This window comes from Cellulophaga fucicola (assembly GCF_900119145.1).
GTDB classification, from domain to species: Bacteria; Bacteroidota; Bacteroidia; order Flavobacteriales; family Flavobacteriaceae; genus Cellulophaga; species Cellulophaga fucicola.
This window is the reverse complement of record NZ_FPIY01000001.1, coordinates 344,117-364,434: the sequence shown is the minus strand read 5'-3', so window position 1 is coordinate 364,434 and position 20,318 is coordinate 344,117. Positions and strand designations below refer to the sequence as shown.

19 protein-coding genes are annotated in these 20,318 nt (G+C 31.4%); 2 read left to right on the top strand and 17 right to left on the bottom strand.

The window, feature by feature from the left end:
- Nucleotides 1–18 precede the first annotated feature (18 nt).
- From BT107_RS01625 to BT107_RS01555, 15 genes are all read right to left on the bottom strand, one after another.
- On the bottom strand, nucleotides 19–2,109 hold the full coding sequence (locus BT107_RS01625) for a VWA domain-containing protein (protein ID WP_072302006.1): 2,091 nt from the start codon (nucleotides 2,107–2,109) through the stop codon (nucleotides 19–21).
- 5 nt (nucleotides 2,110–2,114) lie between these two features.
- Complete coding sequence (locus BT107_RS01620) at nucleotides 2,115–2,534, bottom strand: TonB-dependent receptor (protein WP_072302005.1); 420 nt, start codon at nucleotides 2,532–2,534, stop codon at nucleotides 2,115–2,117.
- Between the two features lie 92 nt (nucleotides 2,535–2,626).
- Nucleotides 2,627–3,679: an AMP-binding protein gene (locus BT107_RS01615; RefSeq protein WP_072302004.1), complete on the bottom strand. Its 1,053-nt coding sequence runs from the start codon at nucleotides 3,677–3,679 to the stop codon at nucleotides 2,627–2,629.
- Entirely contained in the window at nucleotides 3,669–4,607 is a 939-nt protein-coding gene (locus tag BT107_RS01610; protein ID WP_072302885.1) for a CPBP family intramembrane glutamic endopeptidase, read from the bottom strand. The genes BT107_RS01615 and BT107_RS01610 overlap by 11 nt, the downstream gene beginning before the upstream one ends.
- Nucleotides 4,598–5,647 (bottom strand): o-succinylbenzoate synthase, encoded by a 1,050-nt coding sequence (locus BT107_RS01605; protein WP_072302884.1) that lies wholly within the window; start codon nucleotides 5,645–5,647, stop codon nucleotides 4,598–4,600. Before BT107_RS01605 ends, BT107_RS01610 begins: the two co-directional genes overlap by 10 nt.
- 10 nt (nucleotides 5,648–5,657) lie before the next feature.
- Nucleotides 5,658–6,338 carry a metal-dependent hydrolase gene (locus BT107_RS01600; protein WP_072302003.1) on the bottom strand — a complete coding sequence of 227 codons (681 nt, stop codon included), beginning with the start codon at nucleotides 6,336–6,338 and terminating at the stop codon, nucleotides 5,658–5,660.
- Between the two features lie 22 nt (nucleotides 6,339–6,360).
- On the bottom strand, nucleotides 6,361–8,391 hold the full coding sequence (locus tag BT107_RS01595) for a sensor histidine kinase (protein WP_084639072.1): 2,031 nt from the start codon (nucleotides 8,389–8,391) through the stop codon (nucleotides 6,361–6,363).
- Between the two features lie 409 nt (nucleotides 8,392–8,800).
- Complete coding sequence (locus tag BT107_RS01590; protein WP_072302882.1) at nucleotides 8,801–9,547, bottom strand: LytR/AlgR family response regulator transcription factor; 747 nt, start codon at nucleotides 9,545–9,547, stop codon at nucleotides 8,801–8,803.
- 37 nt (nucleotides 9,548–9,584) lie between these two features.
- Nucleotides 9,585–10,490 (bottom strand): 1,4-dihydroxy-2-naphthoate octaprenyltransferase, encoded by a 906-nt coding sequence (menA, locus tag BT107_RS01585; protein ID WP_072302002.1) that lies wholly within the window; start codon nucleotides 10,488–10,490, stop codon nucleotides 9,585–9,587.
- 2 nt (nucleotides 10,491–10,492) lie between these two features.
- Entirely contained in the window at nucleotides 10,493–11,101 is a 609-nt protein-coding gene (locus BT107_RS01580; protein WP_072302001.1) for a sporulation protein, read from the bottom strand.
- A 158-nt stretch (nucleotides 11,102–11,259) separates the two neighbouring features.
- The gene (locus BT107_RS01575) at nucleotides 11,260–12,087 is read right to left on the bottom strand and encodes a CvfB family protein (RefSeq protein WP_072302000.1); all 828 of its coding nucleotides are present in this window, start codon (nucleotides 12,085–12,087) and stop codon (nucleotides 11,260–11,262) included.
- A gap of 87 nt (nucleotides 12,088–12,174) precedes the next feature.
- Nucleotides 12,175–12,519: a DUF2853 family protein gene (locus BT107_RS01570; RefSeq protein ID WP_072301999.1), complete on the bottom strand. Its 345-nt coding sequence runs from the start codon at nucleotides 12,517–12,519 to the stop codon at nucleotides 12,175–12,177.
- Between the two features lie 42 nt (nucleotides 12,520–12,561).
- The gene (gene menD, locus BT107_RS01565; protein ID WP_072301998.1) at nucleotides 12,562–14,319 is read right to left on the bottom strand and encodes a 2-succinyl-5-enolpyruvyl-6-hydroxy-3-cyclohexene-1-carboxylic-acid synthase; all 1,758 of its coding nucleotides are present in this window, start codon (nucleotides 14,317–14,319) and stop codon (nucleotides 12,562–12,564) included.
- A gap of 65 nt (nucleotides 14,320–14,384) precedes the next feature.
- Nucleotides 14,385–15,491 (bottom strand): chorismate-binding protein, encoded by a 1,107-nt coding sequence (locus BT107_RS01560; protein WP_072301997.1) that lies wholly within the window; start codon nucleotides 15,489–15,491, stop codon nucleotides 14,385–14,387.
- A gap of 3 nt (nucleotides 15,492–15,494) precedes the next feature.
- Nucleotides 15,495–15,920 carry a PaaI family thioesterase gene (locus BT107_RS01555; protein WP_072301996.1) on the bottom strand — a complete coding sequence of 142 codons (426 nt, stop codon included), beginning with the start codon at nucleotides 15,918–15,920 and terminating at the stop codon, nucleotides 15,495–15,497.
- 91 nt (nucleotides 15,921–16,011) lie between these two features.
- On the opposite strand from BT107_RS01555, the gene BT107_RS01550 reads away from it, so the two are divergent.
- Nucleotides 16,012–16,659 carry an alpha/beta hydrolase gene (locus BT107_RS01550; protein WP_072301995.1) on the top strand — a complete coding sequence of 216 codons (648 nt, stop codon included), beginning with the start codon at nucleotides 16,012–16,014 and terminating at the stop codon, nucleotides 16,657–16,659.
- A complete protein-coding gene (locus BT107_RS01545) occupies nucleotides 16,656–17,222 on the top strand; it encodes a GNAT family N-acetyltransferase (RefSeq protein WP_072301994.1) in 567 nt (188 codons plus the stop codon). The genes BT107_RS01550 and BT107_RS01545 overlap by 4 nt, the downstream gene beginning before the upstream one ends.
- 13 nt (nucleotides 17,223–17,235) lie before the next feature.
- Here the strand turns inward: BT107_RS01545 and BT107_RS01540 are convergent, their stop codons facing one another.
- Together BT107_RS01540 and dnaK are read right to left on the bottom strand one after the other, a co-directional pair.
- Nucleotides 17,236–18,183 (bottom strand): hypothetical protein, encoded by a 948-nt coding sequence (locus tag BT107_RS01540; RefSeq protein ID WP_084639070.1) that lies wholly within the window; start codon nucleotides 18,181–18,183, stop codon nucleotides 17,236–17,238.
- 122 nt (nucleotides 18,184–18,305) lie between these two features.
- A complete protein-coding gene (dnaK, locus tag BT107_RS01535; protein ID WP_072301993.1) occupies nucleotides 18,306–20,204 on the bottom strand; it encodes a molecular chaperone DnaK in 1,899 nt (632 codons plus the stop codon).
- Between the last annotated feature and the right edge of the window lie 114 nt (nucleotides 20,205–20,318).

Genomic DNA, 20,318 nt, shown 5'->3' with positions numbered 1-20,318 from the left:
ACACAACCACTATCTATTTTATAATTCCTTATTTGTAGCGTTTACTAAACGTATAAACTCGGCTCTATATCCTTGCTTATCTTCTCCTCTACCTTGCTCTGCTAACTTAAGTACAGTACTAAAACTAGCACTATTTGTAAACTGAGATTTACGCAATTGCAATCCGAATAAAGCTACTGCTGAAGCAAATTTAAAATCTGCCGACATTTCTGTTTCTTCATTTTTTTGAATGTGAACCATTTCTGTACTTGTATCTGAATCTGGTTTCTTATATCTAAACTTAACCGTAAACAACTCATCAGTATAGCTATCTGTTACCTCTGTATTTGTATATTTTAAATCTGCTACATCTTTTACATAATCGCTTTTTACACCAACAGGAACTACCTCGTATAACGCTGTAACTTTGTGACCACTACCCAATTCACCTGCATCTTTAGTATCATCCACAAAATCTTCATCTGCCAAAAGTCTATTTTCATAACCAATTAAACGGTATGCCTGTACTTTAGCAGGATTAAATTCAACCTGAATTTTTACATCTTTAGCAATAGTATACAGCGTACCTCCAAACTCCTTACCAAATACTTTCTGAGCCTCTTGCATATTATCTATATACGCGTGGTTACCATTACCTTTATCTGCCAATGTTTCTAACTTAGAATCTTTATAATTCCCCATTCCAAAACCTAAAACAGACAAGAATACTCCAGAAGATCTCTTTTCCTCTATTAATTTTTCCATATCCTTGTTACTAGACGCACCCACATTAAAATCGCCATCTGTAGCAAGTATTACTCTATTGTTTCCGTTCTTTTTAAAGTTCTTTTCTGCTAATTTGTACGCCAACTGAATACCTTGACCGCCTGCTGTAGAACCGCCTGCTTCTAATTTAGATAATGCATTTATTATTTTTTCTTTTTGATGTCCGCTTGTTGGTGGTAAAATAACACCAGCAGCACCTGCATAAACTACAATGGAAACTTTATCTTTTTCTCTAAGTTGATGCACCAATAATTTAAAAGCAGATACCAAAAGTGGTAATTTATTATAATCTCCCATAGAGCCAGAAACATCTATTAAAAAAGTTAAGTTAGATGCTGGCAATTCTTCATTTAAATACTCTTTTCCTTGTAAACCTATACGAACCAATTCTGTTTGCGTATTCCAAGGCGTTTTAGCTACATCTGTAGTTATAGAAAATGGATGCTCCTCTGTTGGTTGTGGGTAAGCATAATCAAAATAATTAACCATTTCTTCAACCTTAACAGCATCAAAAGGAATATCTTCCCCGTTATTTATCATTCTTCTTATATTACTATAACCAGCTTTATCAACATCTATAGAAAAAGTAGAAAGAGGGTCTAGCGTAACTTTCTTAAATTGATTTTCTGATAATTTAGCATATTCCTCATCGTAATTAATTGTACTAGTATATCCTTTTGTTGTAATAATTACGCATCCATTTTTACCTGCTTCACCAAACAAAACACTTGCCTTAGGAGATTTAAAAACCTCCATAGATTTAATTTTTGATGGTTTAATTTTATAAATAGCTCTGTTACCCTCTTTTGCAGGAACTCCATCTACAATATATAATGGTTCATTACCTGCGCTAATTGAAGATACACCTCTTATTACTATTGGTTTAGCCGTGTTTTTTGTGCCCTTTGTAATCTGCACACCTGCAACATTACCCGCTAATTGATTAGAAATTTTGTTTTGTATTTTCTCTCTCTTTGTAACCTTTCTAACATTATTACCTGTGTATGCTATTTCTGAAGAGCTTGCATAACTTGTGATAACTACTTCTTTTAAAGTGGCAGTATCCTCTTCTAAGACAACATCAATTTTAAGACTCTCTTTTACTACAACTTCTTTGTATTTATAACCTATGTAGGTGAATGCTAACGTGTCCCCTTTTTTGGCTTTTATAGTATATAGGCCATCAAAATCTGTGGTTGTTCCATGTTTTGTTCCTGAACTAATAACATTTACTCCTGGTAAAGGACCAGTAGCATCTGTAACTATACCCGTAATTGTTAGTTCTTGTGCGTTTGCTTGTATGCTACATACAATTATGCAAAGTATAAATAATAGATTTTTCATAAAATTTAGTTTCTTTTGGTTAGCAAATAATTAGAGGCCGCAACAGAATTAGCGACATACACCTTTTCAATATCTAAAGGGCTAATGGTTTGTAAAATTGAAGTATCTGTATAACGAACACCGTCTATAATAACAATGGTATTACTATCTCCTCTCATATTAATTTTTGGCGTATTATTATTCTGAGTATTGGTTATTTGAACACCCGGAACTTTAGCTCTAATTGCATTGTACAAATCTTGCTGAGAATTAATGTTTTCCGCCCCAAACTCGTAAATATTAAATGGTAGATTATCTGATAGTTTTGAAAAGCAGCTATAAAATACATCTCCACTATCTGTAACTACAACTTTATCTGTTTTTGTCTGGGCACTTAATTGTGTGCTACAAAAAATAATACATAAGGCAAATAAAAAGTTTTTCATAATGATTGGTTTATAAGTTTAAAACAAACCTACAATACAGTCGCCAATAGAAAAACACGGAATTAGGGAAGTGTACTTTTGAGTGAGTGAAGTTACTTTTTAAGTAATTCTAAAGTTTTAGCACGTTGAATTTTTCCAGATTCTGTACGAGTAAACTCAGGTATATAATATACTTCTTTAGGTATTTCATAAGAAGTAAATGCTGTAGAACTTTTAAGAGAGAAAATTAAGTCTTCAATTGTTTGCTCTCCTTCTATTAGTAAAACAAGCTTGTTTTCTAATAAACTATCTGGTAAACTAGTTATAAAAAATGGTACAGTTATAAAATCTGACAATTTAGTTTCTATCTGCTCTGGATTCAATTTTATTCCTCCAGAGTTAATAATATTATCAAACCTACCCAACCATTTAAACTCGCCCTTAGAAACCAACTCTACAACATCATTAGTGCTAATAATTTCTTTAGAAACTTGCGGAGCGTCTATAACCAAGCAATTACGTTTATCTAAAGAGAGTGCTACATTTGGTAATGCTTTAAAAGTCGCTGCATTAATTTCTTTTACTGCTATATGGGTAATAGTCTCCGTCATCCCATAAGTTTCAAACAACTGTGTTTTTCTTCCTTTTAACTTTTCTTTTAAATCTATAGAAACTGATGCACCACCAATTATAAGTGTATCTATTAAATGTAATTTATCTATACAATTAAAAACCTGCATAGGAACCATTGCAGAAAACTTATATTGTTTATTTATTTCTTCTAAAGGATTAGAACTAGGATCTACGTAGTCTAATTCTAAACCTAAAATTAATGCTCTAACCAACATCATTTTACCTGCTATATAACTTGCAGGCAAACATAATAGTGCCGTACTTCCTTCTTTTAAATTAAAAAACGAACCTGTTGCCAAAGCTGAATTTACCATTTGCTCTTTTTGCAACGTAATTGGTTTAGGAGTACCTGTAGAACCAGAAGTATGCACTGTTAAAGTTGCTGCAACAGAAAGCCAATCTTGTAAAAACAAACCTATGGCATTTTCAAAATTATTTTTCTTAATTAACTCTAAAGCATATGCTTTTAGGCTATCATTAGAGAAAGAAACACCATTAAGTTTAAATTTAGGATGTATTGTTTTAAAATGCATTATCTGTAAGTTGCTCAGGAGATAATTCCTCTTCTTTTAAAACTTTACCCGTTAGTTTTTCTTTCCAATTTGTCCACTTGTATTTTCTAGCAAAAAGAAATATTAATATTGGATATATTACTAAAACAGGTACAAAAATATCCCAGCCTAGTTCTGGTTTACTCACATCTACATAAATAGAATCTGTCTGAAAAACGGTCCAATCTGCAGTAACCAACAAAGCTCCAATTAAATTATTTGCAGCGTGAAAACCAAGCGCAAGCTCTAAACCTTCATCCATTAGCGTAATAATTCCTAAAAAGAAACCTGTACCAATGTAATACACCATAATACCATAACCTAGCGTTTCTACCTCTGGATTAGCCATATGCATAACACCAAACAAAACTGATGTTATAATTAACGGCACTAATTTATTGCCTGCCAAGAGTCCTAGACCTTGCATCATATGTCCTCTAAAAAGGTATTCTTCAAAACTAGTTTGTAAGGGTATTAACAGCAAACTTATAATTGCTAAGGCTATAAAAGGTCCTACTTTAAAATTGAAAACAAAATCGTTTGGAGATAACACAAATCCCACAGCAAATAAAAAAACAGTTAATAAACCCCAAAAAGCAAAAGAAAAACCTATACGCTTAAAGTCTATCTTTTTTCTTGCTGTTGTTAAAGATGTTACAGATTGCCTATGTACCAGCTTTGTCCATCCTAAAACTAAAAAAAAGCCCATAGCCAAAGGAAATAAATTAATAGCAAAAACAGTATTTCTACCAAACTGTTTTATCATATCACCCATTAACTTATCTAATGGAACAGGTGATGCTTTTACTGCTATATAATTAAAAATCATTAAAATAATAAAAGCTGTAGGAATAATAAAATACTTCCATAGACCTCTAGTTTTTCCTTTATATCCTTGTTCTATATACATAAGTTCTTTATTAAATTTTCTTGCCAATTTAGATTTTTACGGTAGCTAATTGCCCCATTACTAACTTCTAAAGGGCTATTAAAATTATTAGTATACAAACCTCCTGTACCCAAACCTTGTGGCATTTTATTTTGCAAACCATATGTCCATTGCGCAATTGCATTTAAACCAATGTTACTTTCTAATGCACTTGTTACCCACCAACCAATATTATATTTTTCTGCAATAGAAATCCACTCTTCACAACCTTTAAACCCACCAACTAAACTAGGTTTTAAAATAATATACTGTGGTTGTATAGTTTGTAGCAGTTCTTCCTTTTTTGTTACACCAAACACACCAATTAATTCTTCGTCTAAAGCAATAGGTAATGGCGTAACAGCACAAAGATTTTTTATTTGGGCGTAATTGCCTTGCTTAATTGGTTGTTCTATAGAGTGTAAATCTAATTGAGATAAAATCTTCAACTTAACTAAAGCATCCTCTTTAAAAGCACCATTTGCATCTACACGAAGTTCTATTTCTTCTTTTTTATATTTTGCTCTAATCGATTTTAGAAGCGCTATTTCTTTATCAAAATCGATTGCTCCAATTTTCATTTTAATACAACTAAAACCATCTTCTAGTTTTTGCTGTATTTGTTGATGCATATAAGATTCTTCTCCCATCCAGATTAGTCCGTTAATAGGAATACTAGCTTCACTGGTTGAAAAATCGTTTTTGAACAAGGTAAAAGGATTTTCTGATGCTAATGATAAAAATGCTTGTTCTAGTCCAAATTGTATACTAGGAAACTCTGTTAAAGTATTTAAAAGCGTGTCTAAACCTAAATGAATATTAGCACACACCCACTTTAGCTTATCCTCGTAATTTGGAACATCATCTATACTTAAACCTCTTAATATGCCACACTCACCTATACCTAATTTATCGTTTTGTTTTAAAATGATAAACCAAGTTTCTTTTTGCGTAAGCACACCTCTAGAGGTTCCGCTAGGTCTTTTAAAGTCTAGTGTATATTTTTTATAAGTTGCTTCCATTACAGCTATATTATACTGTAAGTGATGCACCTATTGCTAATAAATGTAGTTCTTTACCGGCTGCTTTAAATTTTTCTACAGCTTTTGTTTCATTAATCTCTATAAAACCAAAAGTACCAAAATGATATCCTAAAACTGTATTACATTCTACAAAGTTTGATGCAATAATAGCATCATCTACACCCATAGTAAAGTTATCTCCTATTGGTAAAACAGCCAAATCTAACTTTGTAAACATAGGGATAAGTTTCATATCCATAGTTAAAGCTGTATCACCAGCTATGTAAATACTTCTATTTGCTGATGTAATAATAAATCCGCCTGGTAAGCCACCATTAGCCCCATCTGCAAATGAAGATGTATGTATTGCATTTACGTATTTTACGGTTCCAAAATCAAAAGTCCAACTACCACCATGATTCATAGGGTGTACTTTTAGTCCTTTGCTCTCGTAATGCGTTGCAATTTCAAAATTACTAACAATTACAGCATCGGTTCTTTTAGCTATATCTTCTACATCTAAAACGTGATCTTGATGTGCGTGAGTAACTAATATGTAATCTGGGTTTAAAGTATCTTTATCTACTAAATTAGTATTCTTTGGGTTTCCAGAAATAAATGGATCTACCAAAACAGTTTTGTCTCCAACTTCTAGTAACAAAGTTGCGTGACCAAGGAATGTAATTTTCATAGTATTTTATTTTAGTTCAAATTTATTTAAAATTGAACCAAAAACGAACTCCTTCTACAGATTTATCTATATTAAGTGTAGATTGTAGCTGATTTACTAAACGATTCATTAAACGAATACCCATAGAAGACTTTGTTCTTTCGTCTGTATCGTCTGGTAAACCTACTCCGTTATCTGTATACTCAAAATAACCACCCGTTTCTGTGTTTCTTAAATGTATATAGATTTTACCGTTATCGTCGTTCTCTGGAAAGGCATATTTAAACGAGTTAGATACAAGTTCGTTTAATATTAAACCAAACGGAATTGCTCTATCTATATCTAGTTCTACACCCTCTGCATCTATTGTAATGGTAATATTATGACCACCCTTTTTAAATACAGATTGCACACTATTTACCAAACTCTCTACATAACCTTGCATTTCTATAACAGATAAATCATCATTCTGATATAGTTTTTGGTGTATTAAAGCCATTGCTTTAACCCTACTCTTACCTTCTTCTAAAGCCATAATAGCAGCTTTACTTTTAGTGTTTTTAGTTTGTAGACTTAACAAACTAGATACCATCTGAAGGTTATTTTTTACTCTATGGTGAATTTCTTTTAATAACGAGTCTTTTTCTATTAACTGACTTTCTATAATATTGTTTTGCTTTGCAATAACACGTTGGTTTTTAATACTCTTTATATAAGCAAAAACTAAACCTCCTAAACCTAACAATGTAAATATTAAAGAGATTAAAATAAGACTCATACGCTCATCATTTGCCTGAGCTTCTATTTTAGCATTCTCTAATTCTATTTTTTTCTCATCTAACCTGTCTTCAGAGTTTTCTAACTCTTTTTCAAAGACTGTTGCTATTTGTTGGTGTTTTTTAAGTGTCTCGTTAACTCTAATAGAATCGTTTATTCTAATGTTATTATTTAAATAATAGTTAGCTCTTCTAAAGTCGTTCATTTTTTGATAATAAACAGCTAACAACTGGTTTTTACGCAATACATTAGAAACCTTAATTGTACGCAAATCGTCGTTAATTAACTCTAAAACCTTATCTAATTTATTGGTTTGCAAATAACAATTTGCCAAGTCTAATGTGTTTTCTACTGCATCTTGCGAGTATACTTCTACATTGTTTTCTCTTATCTTAACTAAACTAGAATCTAACAATGGTATAGCTTCATCGTATCTTTTTAAGATCATATAACATTTACCAATATTACCTTCTATAACTCCTTTTAAAAGAGCTCCTTTAACCAAATCATCTTCTGTTTTGGGTCTTGCAATAGTGTCTAAATAAGTATTTATAAATTTTCTTGCCTCTTGGTATTTATCTAAAGCAACCTGTGATGATTTATCTAATCTTAAAAAATCACCGATTTTATTATTGTAAAGTGCCTGACCATAGTAATCTTTATTACTAATAGAATTACTCATTTCTCTAATATACTCGCTTCTTGCCTTTTGGTACAAGCCCTGATCTGCATAAATGTCGAAAAAAGAGATATTATCTGCTAACCCTAGTTCTTTTTTCTCTTTACGAATGGCAATTTGCTTTTCATATAATTTAAGTTGAGAATAATTCTCATCCATTATATCTAATAGCGCACTTTTTAGAGTATCTGTCAGTTTTGTTTTATCTATATATAGCTCATTTGTAATTGCTATACTCTTATCATACTGCACTAAATCTTGATGTATATGAGCCTGAAGAATTTTATAATACTCAATAGAACCATCATCTTGTGCCGTTCTTGCTTTGGTAAGCATAGAGTCTATGCTCTCTAACCACTCATAACTAGAATTTTCCTTGTATCTATTTGGCGTCTTATAAAAATAGTTAAACTTATCTTTTGCAGATGGTATTTTTACAAAACTATCTAGAACTGTTTGTTGTAGTTGTATTTCTTGAGCAACCAGATTACTTGTTGCTATAAATAATAAAATAAGAGCAGCACAACACGTTTTAGTGCTTACTACTTTTATTCTTGGAGTTAGATTGGTTATTCTTGTTTTTTGGTTGCTCAATATACCAGCAATTATAGTAATCATATTCTGAGAGGTCTGTTATAATATTTAGCCTAACGAAAGTTAAGCAAAAAGAGACTGAAACTCTAAAATTTCTCTTTTTCTTAAGTTTCTGTTAAAGTCTAGGGCAAGTTATGATTTTCTTAATAATAATAGGCTTAAAATAGTAAAAATAATAGGGCAAAACTTCTTTGTTTTTATAAAAAATGTGCTCTATTGTAAGAATTACTTACAATTATTTAAAATAAAAGCTCCGATTTGCTAAAATAAAACACTTTTAGCACAATAACATAAGACTTAAAAAGATAGAGATGCATACCTATTTTCTACAAACAAAGTAACAACAAAAATTCTACAGTAAAAACTTACACCAATAACCAATAAAAAAGCCTTACTAAAATTAGTAAGGCTTTTTTATTTTGTACAGTCAGTTTTACGAATTCATTGAAGAAATTATAAACTCTTTAAATTCTTTAGAGATCGGGATTAACTTATCATTAATCATAACATCTTTAGAATTTACAGCGCCAATATGATCTACATTTACAATGTAAGATTTATGAGCCCTGTAGAATTTATCTCTAGGTAATTTCTCTAAATAATCTTTTAGTGGAGACCTTACCAAGAACTTCTTATCTACAGTGTTTACCTCTAAGTATACATTATCAGCTTTAATAAACTGTATATCTGTGAAATTAATTCTGTAGTATAGGTGTTGTTTTTTAACAAAGATAGAATCTTTTAAAACTGAGTTAGACATAGGCTTATCTACATCGTCCTCCGTAAGTCCTTGTTTGTCTAAATAGTTAAAATTAGATAAAGCTATTTCTATAGACGTATATAAATCTTGTTGCTCAAAAGGTTTTACTAAATACCCGTTTGGCTTAACAATTTTTGCTTTTTCTACTGTAGCTCTGTCTGAGTTAGACGTAACAAATATAAAAGGAATGTTATAGTTTGCTCTAATATGCTTACCTAGATCTATACCTGTTTTATCTGATGCTAATATGATATCTATAAGCACTAAATCTACTTCTGTAGTTCTTAGTACTTCCTCTGCCTGCTCATAAACAATAACGTTACCTACTATTTCATAGCCTATCTCCTCTAGCATTGATTGCATATCATCTGCTATGATAACATTATCTTCTACAATTAGTATTTTTATGGGTTTTTCCAATTTTGTTGGTTTTAGGATGGACTTTATATACGCTAATTTACAAAAAATTATTAAAACTAAAATAAAACAAAATAGCAAATAAAAAACTGCTCAAAGCTACTATTTTTAACTCAGGATCCATTGTTAATGAATCTTTCATTTTAACAATTCTTGTAAAATGTTTAGCTATAGGTATATAAGCTATTATCCATATAAAATTAATAAAATTTGTATAGCTATATAGTGTAAAAACTAATGCGCAAATAAAGCTAACTATAAGTATTGAATAATGGTACTTTTTTCCGTTTAAAAAGCCCATTTTAACAACTATTGTATTTTTTCCCGAGTTTTTATCTGATATAATGTCTCGTAAATTATTTAAGTTTAAAACTGCCACACTTAATAACCCAACTGTTATTGCAGGTAAAAATGCTACTGCATATAGTTTATTAGTAAGCAAAAACATACAGCCCAATACACTAACTAAACCAAAAAATATAAATACAAACACATCTCCTAAACCCCTATAACCGTAAGCAGATTCGCCTACCGTATATTTTATAGATGCCCATACTGCCAATATACCTAACACAAAAAAAATAGCTATATACACAAGACTATCTGTGCTAAATGCAGATAATATTAATGCTATTATTAAAGCTAAACTTATAACTATAGCTATAATAATACCTCTTTTAAGTTCTTTTCTTGCTAGTATACCACTTTGGTAAGCACGCTTTGGTCCTATTCTTGTGTCGTTATCTGTACCCTTAACACCGTCTCCGTAGTCGTTTGCAAAATTAGAAGTTACTTGTAACGCAACAGTTGTTAGCAAGGCTAATATAAAAATAGTGCTATTAGTAAAACCAAATAAGCTTGCAAGCGCATAACCAACTATAATTCCAGATACAGACAAAGGCAAGGTTCTTAACCTAGCTGCATTTACCCAAGCTTTTAATTTCATTCTTAATTAGGGTTCTCTATTTTTAATCGTTTACCATCTTTATAAGAGGCAACAAAAGCATCTTCAAAACCCATTTTCACAAGCTGTAATCTAAATGTTCTAGCCTCATCAATAGTTTCAAAATTACCAATAGAATATGTGTAAAAAGGATTATTCTTTACAAATAAAGTGTTTGCCAATGTATTAGACACTAATGTTACATTATTGTCTACAAATGTTTTTACTTGAACAGAATAAATTATTTTTTTGTCTAAAATATTTTTAGCTAAATAAAAATCGTTTACAAAGTTAAGTTCTTCGTTTTGTTCTTTAAGGTTATTAATTCTAGATTTAATAACATCTAAACTATCTATAGATACCAATATGTTATTATTCTCTTGTTTATTAAAAGCTCTTGCCCTTGTAGACAAACCCGCAGAAAACGAGGTGAAGACTAACGTTCCAAGAAAAAACACAGCTGCAATTACTCCTAAAACATTACGTTGTCTCTTTTTTCTCTTGAGTTCTTTATTTTTAAACTTAATTTGATCTAGTAAGCGCTCGTTCATTAACTGAGCTTTGTCTATATCCTTATGCAATTCTAGTAAATCTACTTCTTCTATAAATGGCATATTCTTTAATTTAGTGGTTAGTTCAATAGTAATGTAAAAGACATTGTGGTCTATGCAATTTAAACCTTTTTTAAACTAATAAAAAATGTTGTACTATTAAATTATGCTACAAAATTAATCTTGTAGGTTTAATTTTACAAACTAACTGTTACTTTCTTTTAAAGCAAATAAAGACCATCTTCTCTAATTTCTATTTTGCGCTCTCTATACAAAGTACCCACGCCTTTTTTAAATGCTTTTTTACTTAGCTGTAACTGTATTTTAATATCTTCTGGATCAGATTTATCGTGCAAGCCTAAATAACCCCCGTCGTCCTTAATTTTTTGTAAAATTTTGGCAGCTACAGGTTCTAAGCTTAAATGACCTAAAGGCTGTAGAGAAACATCTATTTTATTATCTGTTCTTATATTTTTAATATACCCTATTTGCTTATCTCCTATAGATATATCTTTAAAAACTTCATTAGAATACACTAAACCTTTGTGCAAGTTATTAATTATAACTTCCCATCCAAGATCTGTTTTACGTGTAAACAAAATATTAACCTCATCGTTATCTTCTACAGTTAACTCTTCATTAGATAAAAATTTATCTAATTTATTAGATGCAACTAACCTATCTGTTTTTTCATCTAAATAACAGTACACAATATACCACTGGCCATCTACCATTTTAGTACGTTGTTCTCTAAAAGGAACCAACAAGTGTTTTTCTAATCCCCACTCCATAAAAGCACCAAAGTTATTTACCTCAGCTACTCGTAGCAAATGAAAATCGTTACGGGTAATATATGGTTTTAATGTTGTAGAAACTGGTCTTTCATCATAATCTAAGTAGCAGAATACAGTAAGCATATCTCCTATCTCAAAATTCTCTGGTACGTACTTGTTAGGCAACAAAACGTCATTACCTTCTTCATCTCCTAAAAACAAACCAACACTGGTGTCTCTTAAAATTTCTAGTGTGTTATATTTTCCTAATTCCATTTTACAATTGTATATCGCAAAAATACAGTAAAAAAAAGAGGCTACCTTACTTAAGATAGCCTCTTTTAAAATATTTTATTAAAAGTTCTATTTGTTATAAACAGATTCTTTTTTAAAATGCTGTGCTAATTTATAATATACTACAGCTCTGTGCTTATTTCTATTAGCAGAGCCATATTTATCCATAACAGCTTTTATACCTTCCATTAATTTAGGATCATCACTCATCCCTAACTTCTTCATTAAAAAGTTTTTCTTAACTGTTTCTAATTCTTTTTCGTCAGAACCAGATACTAATGAAGAGTCTTTATTGTATATAGACGGACCTAAACCAATAGTTACTTTAGTTAATAAATCCATATCTGCAGTTTCACCAAATTTATCTTTTATGTCTGCTGCATATTTTGTAATTAAATCATCTCTTTGACTCATAATTTTAATGTTCTTTTTTGATAGTTAATGTTAATAATGCTTCTAAGATATAAAATCAAAATAACTAAGCAAAATTTTATTGTTTATTATTCTAGGTGTTTTCACCTCTAATAATTTAGGTCTATCAGATTCTTCATAAAAATTCTCTAAATGTTTTTCTAACATTTCTTCATCTTCAGCGAGCTTATAATCAATGCTATACATTTTACATAAATTAGAGATATCTAAGTTATGAGTTGTTTCAAAATATGTTTTGTAGTTATCTGTCTCTTCTTGACCTGGTAATATTCTAAAAATACCACCTCCACTATTATTTAATACTATAACTCTAAAATTAGGCTTTATATAGTTATTCCAAAGTGCATTACTATCGTATAAAAAACTTAAATCACCTGTTATTAAAACAGTAGGTTTTTTTGCGTAGATCGATGAACCTACAGCTGTAGACGTACTACCATCTATACCACTTGTTCCTCTATTACAATATACTTTTAACGCACTTTTTAGCGGAAAAAGCTGTGCATACCTAACCGTAGAACTATTAGACAAGTGTACTTGGTAACCACTTGGTATGTTAGGTAGTATTTTTGAAAAAGCCAACATATCTGAAAACGGAATAGTTTCTAAATATGCTTCTCTCTTTTGCTCATAACCAAGCTTAACCTTAGACCAATACTCATAATAACCACTCTCCTTATATTTTGTCTTATCTAAAAAAGCATTAAAAAATGTATTTGTATCTACTTTAAAATGATGCGATAAACTAAAGAATGTATCGTAAGCTTTTTTACCGTCTATATGCCAATGATGCTTTGGTTTATATGTACGTAAAAATTGTTTTATTTTTTTAGACACTATCAAACCTCCAAAAGTTAACAAGACATCTGGTTGCAATGTCGTAAACAATTCGTCTTTATTATCTAATTTTTCAATAGGAGCCAAAATACTATCTATACTATTAAAAAAAGAAGGATGATGTATGTTAGATGTTGTTTCCGTAAAAACAATTACAGATTCGTCCTCAGCTAATTCATCTAAAAACTGTTGTTCTACCACACTGGGTTTATTAACACCCACTAAAATCATTTTTTTACTAGCGTTATTCCATATAGCTGCAAAATCGTCTAAACGAGAACATGTTTCTAATGTAGGGTCTTCCTCTTCCTTTATACTAGGAAAAACAGATGCATAGTCTTGCGTATTATACAAAGGCTCTTCAAAAGGAACGTTTATATGTACAGGTGAGCGCTCTTCTAAAGCATAATCTATTGCTTTTTGCAACTCTACACCATTGTAATTATTTATGTTGTTCTGTTGCGTCTCTGGAGATTCTTTAGCTAACAATAATGCTTTACCATATTTTTGAACAGTTGCTGTAGCGTGCAAAACATCTTGCTTTAAATTAGCCTGATATCCTATGTGATTTTTAAACACATTAGCTTGTCTAATGGTTTGTCCGTCCCCTATATCTATTCTATACGTTGGTCTGTCTGCAGAAATAACCAATAAAGGAATATCACTGTAAAAAGCCTCTGCAATTGCCGGGTAATAATTAAGCAATGCACTACCAGATGTGCAAACAACAGCAACACCCTTACCTGTGTTCTGTGCTATGCCTAATGCAAAAAAAGCTGCACAACGCTCGTCTACAATACTGTAACACTTAAAATAAGGATCTTCTGTAAAACCAATGGTTAATGGTGCATTTCTAGAACCTGGTGATATTACTATATCTTTAACTCCTTTTGCCTTACAATGTAATATAACAGATTGGGCGCTAGGTATACTGGAGTATCTCAATTTATAAGAATATTTATTAGTAATTTAATTGTGCAAAAGTACATTGTAAACTATTGTTTACCCAATTATTTTAGAATAATACGCAACATAGTACCACTTTTAGCTACTGTCTCTTCCCATTCTTTTTCTGGATTAGAGCCTTTTGTTATTCCGCCACCAACATATACCTTTATTCCTGTATTAGTTACCTCTGCACAACGTAAGTTAACATAGATATTAGAAACCTTTTTAATTGCAGTATATGCTCTATTCTCTATATTACGCCTTGTCTTAGCTCTATGTAGTTCTTTACTAAAGTTAAGCTCTCCTAAAAAGCCTGTATAATAGCTTCTATTGTAATTCTCATTTGCTAAAATAAACTCTTTTGCTGTTTGTTTTGGTAAGCCACAAGTTGCAGGTGTTGGGTGCAATGCTACTAAAATATCTTTTAAGTTATTTTGCATTACTCCCGTAATCTTAGTCCTAAGGTGCCATAGTTTACCAGCTCTTACAGACTCTACATTTGTTACTTTTAAATTGGTTACCTTATCCTCTAATTCTTTTTTTATAAACAGAGTTACTACATCTTGCTCGTTATATTCTTTTTCTCCCCAAATTGGTTCTTGCCCTTCTTTATAAACCTGAGTACCTGCCAAAGACGAAGTCTCTAAACGCTGGTTTTCAGTTTTTAACAAAACCTCAGGTGTTGCCCCTAACCACATCCCTACTTTTGGATGATACCACAAATAACAAAACGCAGTATCGTATACATCTAATAACTGCTTAAATAAATCTAAAGGAGCTTTTGCTGTTGCTACTTCTATTGTACGCGACAACACTACTTTTTGCAACTGGGCTTTTATTATAGCTGCAATTCCTTTTTTTACAAGGTTGATATGATTCTCTTTAGCCGTTACAGTAGACGCCACAACACTATCTAGAGAAGAACTAGCATTTTGTTCTTCTGATGTATAAGTAGTTGTTAAAACAGTTGTATTTGGTATTAAGATTGATGCATCTTTACTATTAAAAGGTGCAAATACAAATCCCGATTCCTGATAATCTTTTACGTAATGCAAAACAGCATCTGCTTGTAATATTGCATTAACTTTAGTTTCTTTTGGTTTTCTGTAAACTACAAAAGGCTTAGTTAAATCTAACTGAGTTTGTAGTTGCTCAAAAAAATGTTTCATCTATTACTTTTTTCTTGGCAGAGAAATAGTTGTTAACTTACATAAAGATACCAACTCACCTGCATCATTGGTAATTCTAATCTCCCAAAGCTGTGTAGTTCTTCCTTTGTGTATTATGCTTGCTTTTGCATAAACATTACCTTCTTTAACACTTTTTACGTGATTGGCAGTAATTTCTAATCCACGTACAAAAAACTCTTGTCCGTTTAAAAAAATATAAGAAGCCGCACTACCAACACTTTCCGCTAAAGCAGCTGTAGCACCACCGTGTAAAATTCCGTCTGGCTGATATACCTTAGGCCCTACTGGCATTTTACCTACTAAAAAATTCTCTCCAACCTCAACATACTCTATATCTAATGTTTCCATTAAAGTATTCTTAGAGTTCTCATTACAAATACGTAGTATTTTCTCTTGAATTTCGTTCATACCCTATTTTTTTTTGTAAAAATAATCAATCCATATACAACAAAAGCTATAACTTTAAATTTTGATTTTAGACCTCAGCAAAGCACATTTTATGCAGCCAATAGAAAAAGAAGTAAGCTATACAACAACCAACTCTTACACTACACTTAACACATTAACAAAAGACACTAAAAATGTCTGGCTTGTGTGCCACGGCATAGGATACCTTAGTAAATACTTTTTGCGGTATTTTAACGAACTCCCAGAAACCGAAAATTATATTATTGCCCCACAAGCACCTTCTAAATACTACTTAAACAATAAATTTACTCATATTGGCGCTAGTTGGCTCACTAGAGAAAACACGAGCACAGAAACAGAGAATTTAATATCTTATTTAAATACGGTATACCAGGCAGAGAATATTCCAGACAATTGTAACTTTATTGTGTTAGGATATTCCCAAGGTGTATCTGTAGTTACAAGATGGTTGGCTAAAGAAAAAATAAAGTGTACTAATTTTGTATTGTATGCTGGCACAATACCAAAAGAATTACACAAAGAAGATTTTACATTCTTAAAAGATAATAACACCAAAACAACATATATAGTTGGTAATGAAGATGCTTATTTTGATGATGACCGTAAAGAGCTAGAAAAAATAAGAGTTAAGAATATTATAGACCCTAACACAAATTTTATAACTTTTAATGGCACTCATGAAGTTAAAAAAGAAGTAATAAACAATCTGGTAAAATGATAAACACCACGCAAATATTAGAAGATAATATTGTTAAGTTAATTCCATTAGAACACAGTCACACAGATTTATTATGGCCAGTTGCACAACAAGTAGATTTATACAAATTTGGCTCTAGTGACATATCTACCTTAATTAATTTAAAGGAATATATTTCTAATGCTCTTAAAGCAGATAATGTAATTGCTTTTGCCATATACGACAAAAGAACATCTAGCTATGTAGGCTCTACGCGGTTTGGAAATATAGACACCAAAAACAAAGTATTACATATTGGATGGACTTGGATATCTCCTGCAACACAAGGCACAGGCCTTAATCATAAAATGAAGTTTCTAATGCTTTCCTATGCGTTTGAACACTTAGGTTTTGAAAAAGTAGAACTCCGTATAGACGAAAGAAATATAAAATCTAGAAAAGCTGTTGAAAAACTAGGAGCTAGTTTAGAAGGTATCTTAAGAAAAAACGTAACTACAAAAAATAACTTTAGACGTAGCTCTTGCTGTTACGGTATTTTAAAAGAAGAGTGGCCTACTTTAAAACAAACACATTTTAATAAATAACAGTTCCTAAATACTAATTCTTTATAGTTTCTTCTGTTACTACCTCTTCTGGGTAGTACTGTATTTTTCTGGTAATGTATGTATTGTCTGGTGAAATTACTTGCTTAATCCAATTGCCATTCTCACCGTCAAACTGATGTAAATAAGTAACATCATATGTTTTCTTTGCTGTTTTAACCGTAATTTTATCTATTACTTGGTTGTCTTTTTTATACGTGTACACTTCCTTTTTACGAAACACAAACTTAGTCTCTGCTGCATCTGCAGTAAAGTAATCCTTAGACACTATACTACCATTCTCTTTTGTAACTACTTCTTCTGCCTTTAACGGTTTGCCCTTTATAAATTCTTTGGTAAGCACTGTTTTTAATTTCTCGCCCTTAGAGTTTGTTTTATAGGATTCTCTTATAGACTTTAATAGCTTTCCGTTTAAGTAATACGCTTGTTCTTTCTCTGCTCCGTATACTGTATACTCAATAGTGGTTTCATCTATCTCCTCATCATTTATACGTTTAATTACTTTTAATCTATTTTCAGCATCAAACTCATACTCGTATTGATCTAAAAATTTTTTACTGTATGTTAGTATTTTTTCTATTACTTTTTTATTTTCCGTAGTATCTATTTTGTAAATATGAGCTATAGATGTGTTCTTATCAAAAACTCCATCTCTGTAATTTTCTAAGCGTTTTTCTAATATCTCATTATTACTGTATTTATAATATGTAATACTATAATCTTCATCTGTATAACGTGTAATAGACTTTGTTAGCTTACCTTCTTTATTAAAGTAAAACTCTTCTTTACCGTAATTGGTAATCACAGTACTCTTTTTTACGTTTCCTATTAAATTAAAATCGGCTTTTGAAAAAATGCGTAGCTCTTGCGCACCAATGGTTATAGGCAACAAAAAGGTTAATACTAAGCAAAAATTGTATAGGTTATGTTTAGTTATAGTCATACTCCAAAATTAGTTCATTTATTAGTTATAAAAAACTAAATAAGGTGTAAATGGTGGTTCTATTGTACTAAAAAACCCACTAAAAATTAATTTAGTGGGTTTAAATTGTATTGTGTAAAATATTATTTTACTTCTTCAAAGTCAACATCTTCTACATCATCACCTTCTTTAGCTTCTGCACCAGCATCTGGTCCTGGAGCTGCACCACCTTGAGCTTCTGCTTGGGCTTTGTACATTTCTTCAGAAGCACCTTTCCATACTTCGTTAATCTTATCTAAAGCTGGAGTAATAACTGCTATATCTCTAGTTTCGTAAGCTTTCTTTAATTCTTCTAAAGCTTCTTCTACTGGTTTCTTGTTATCATCAGAAATCTTATCTCCAAATTCTTTTAATTGCTTTTCAGTTTGGAAAATCATTCCGTCTGCTTCATTTAACTTGTCTGCAGTTTCTTTAGCAATTTTATCAGATTCAGCATTAGCTTCTGCTTCAGCTTTCATTTTCTTGATTTCTTCTTCTGTTAAACCAGAAGAAGCTTCAATTCTAATGTCTTGCGTTTTGTTAGTAGCTTTATCTGTTGCAGATACTTTAATAATACCGTTTGCATCAATATCAAAAGTTACTTCAATTTGTGGAGTTCCTCTTTGTGCTGGTGGAATACCATCTAAATGAAAACGACCTATTGTCTTGTTATCATTAGCCATTGGTCTCTCTCCTTGTAAAACGTGTATTTCTACAGATGGCTGATTGTCTGCTGCCGTAGAGAATACTTGCGACTTTTTAGTTGGGATTGTAGTGTTAGCTTCAATCAACTTAGTCATTACGCTACCCATAGTTTCAATACCTAAAGATAAAGGAGTAACATCTAATAATAATACATCTTTAACATCACCTGTTAAAACACCACCTTGTATAGCTGCACCTACTGCAACAACCTCATCTGGGTTAACCCCTTTTGATGGCTTTTTACCAAAGAATTTTTCAACAGCTTCAACAACAGCTGGGATTCTTGTAGAACCACCAACTAAGATAATTTCATCAATATCACTCTTAGATAAACCTGCAGCTTTTAATGCAGACTCACATGGAGCTATAGTTCTTTTTACTAAATCATCTATTAACTGATTAAATTTAGCTAAAGTTAATGTACGTACTAAATGCTTAGGGCCAGAAGCCGTAGCTGTTACATATGGTAAGTTAATTTCTGTAGATGCAGAAGAAGATAATTCAATCTTAGCTTTCTCAGCAGCTTCACGTAAACGTTGTAATGCCATAGCATCTTTACGTAAATCTATGCTTTCTTCACTATTGAATTCATCAGCTAACCAATCAATAATTTTTTGATCAACGTCATCACCACCTAAGTGAGTATCTCCGTCTGTAGATAATACTTCAAAAACACCATCACCTAATTCTAATATAGATACATCATGTGTACCACCACCAAAATCAAATACTACTATTTTCTGATCTGTATCTTTTTTGTCCATACCGTATGCTAAAGAAGCAGCAGTTGGCTCGTTAATAATACGCTCTACTGTTAAACCAGCAATTTCACCAGCTTCTTTTGTAGCTTGTCTTTGCGCATCGTTAAAGTAAGCAGGAACTGTAATTACAGCTCTAGTTACATCTTGACCTAAATAATCTTCTGCAGTTTTCTTCATTTTCTGAAGAATCATAGCAGATAATTCTTGAGGAGAGTATAAACGTCCGTCTATATCTACTCTAGGTGTATCGTTATCTCCTTTAACTACTTTATAAGGTACTCTATCTGCTTCATTCTTAGACTCAGAATATACGTTACCCATAAAACGTTTAATAGAATATATGGTTTTAGTAGGATTTGTAACCGCTTGCCTTTTAGCAGGGTCACCAACCTTAATTTCACCACCTTCTACAAATGCAATTACAGATGGCGTAGTTCTCTTACCTTCTGCGTTTGGAATTACAACCGCTTCATTCCCTTCCATCACAGAAACACAAGAATTGGTTGTTCCTAAATCTATACCAATAATTTTACTCATATTATATTACTTAAATAAATTAGCGTTTATATTTATATTTTGATATTAGATTGACAAACAATATGCCAAGGAAATAAAATATGACAAGGTGGCAGTAAAGACTTTTATTAATTT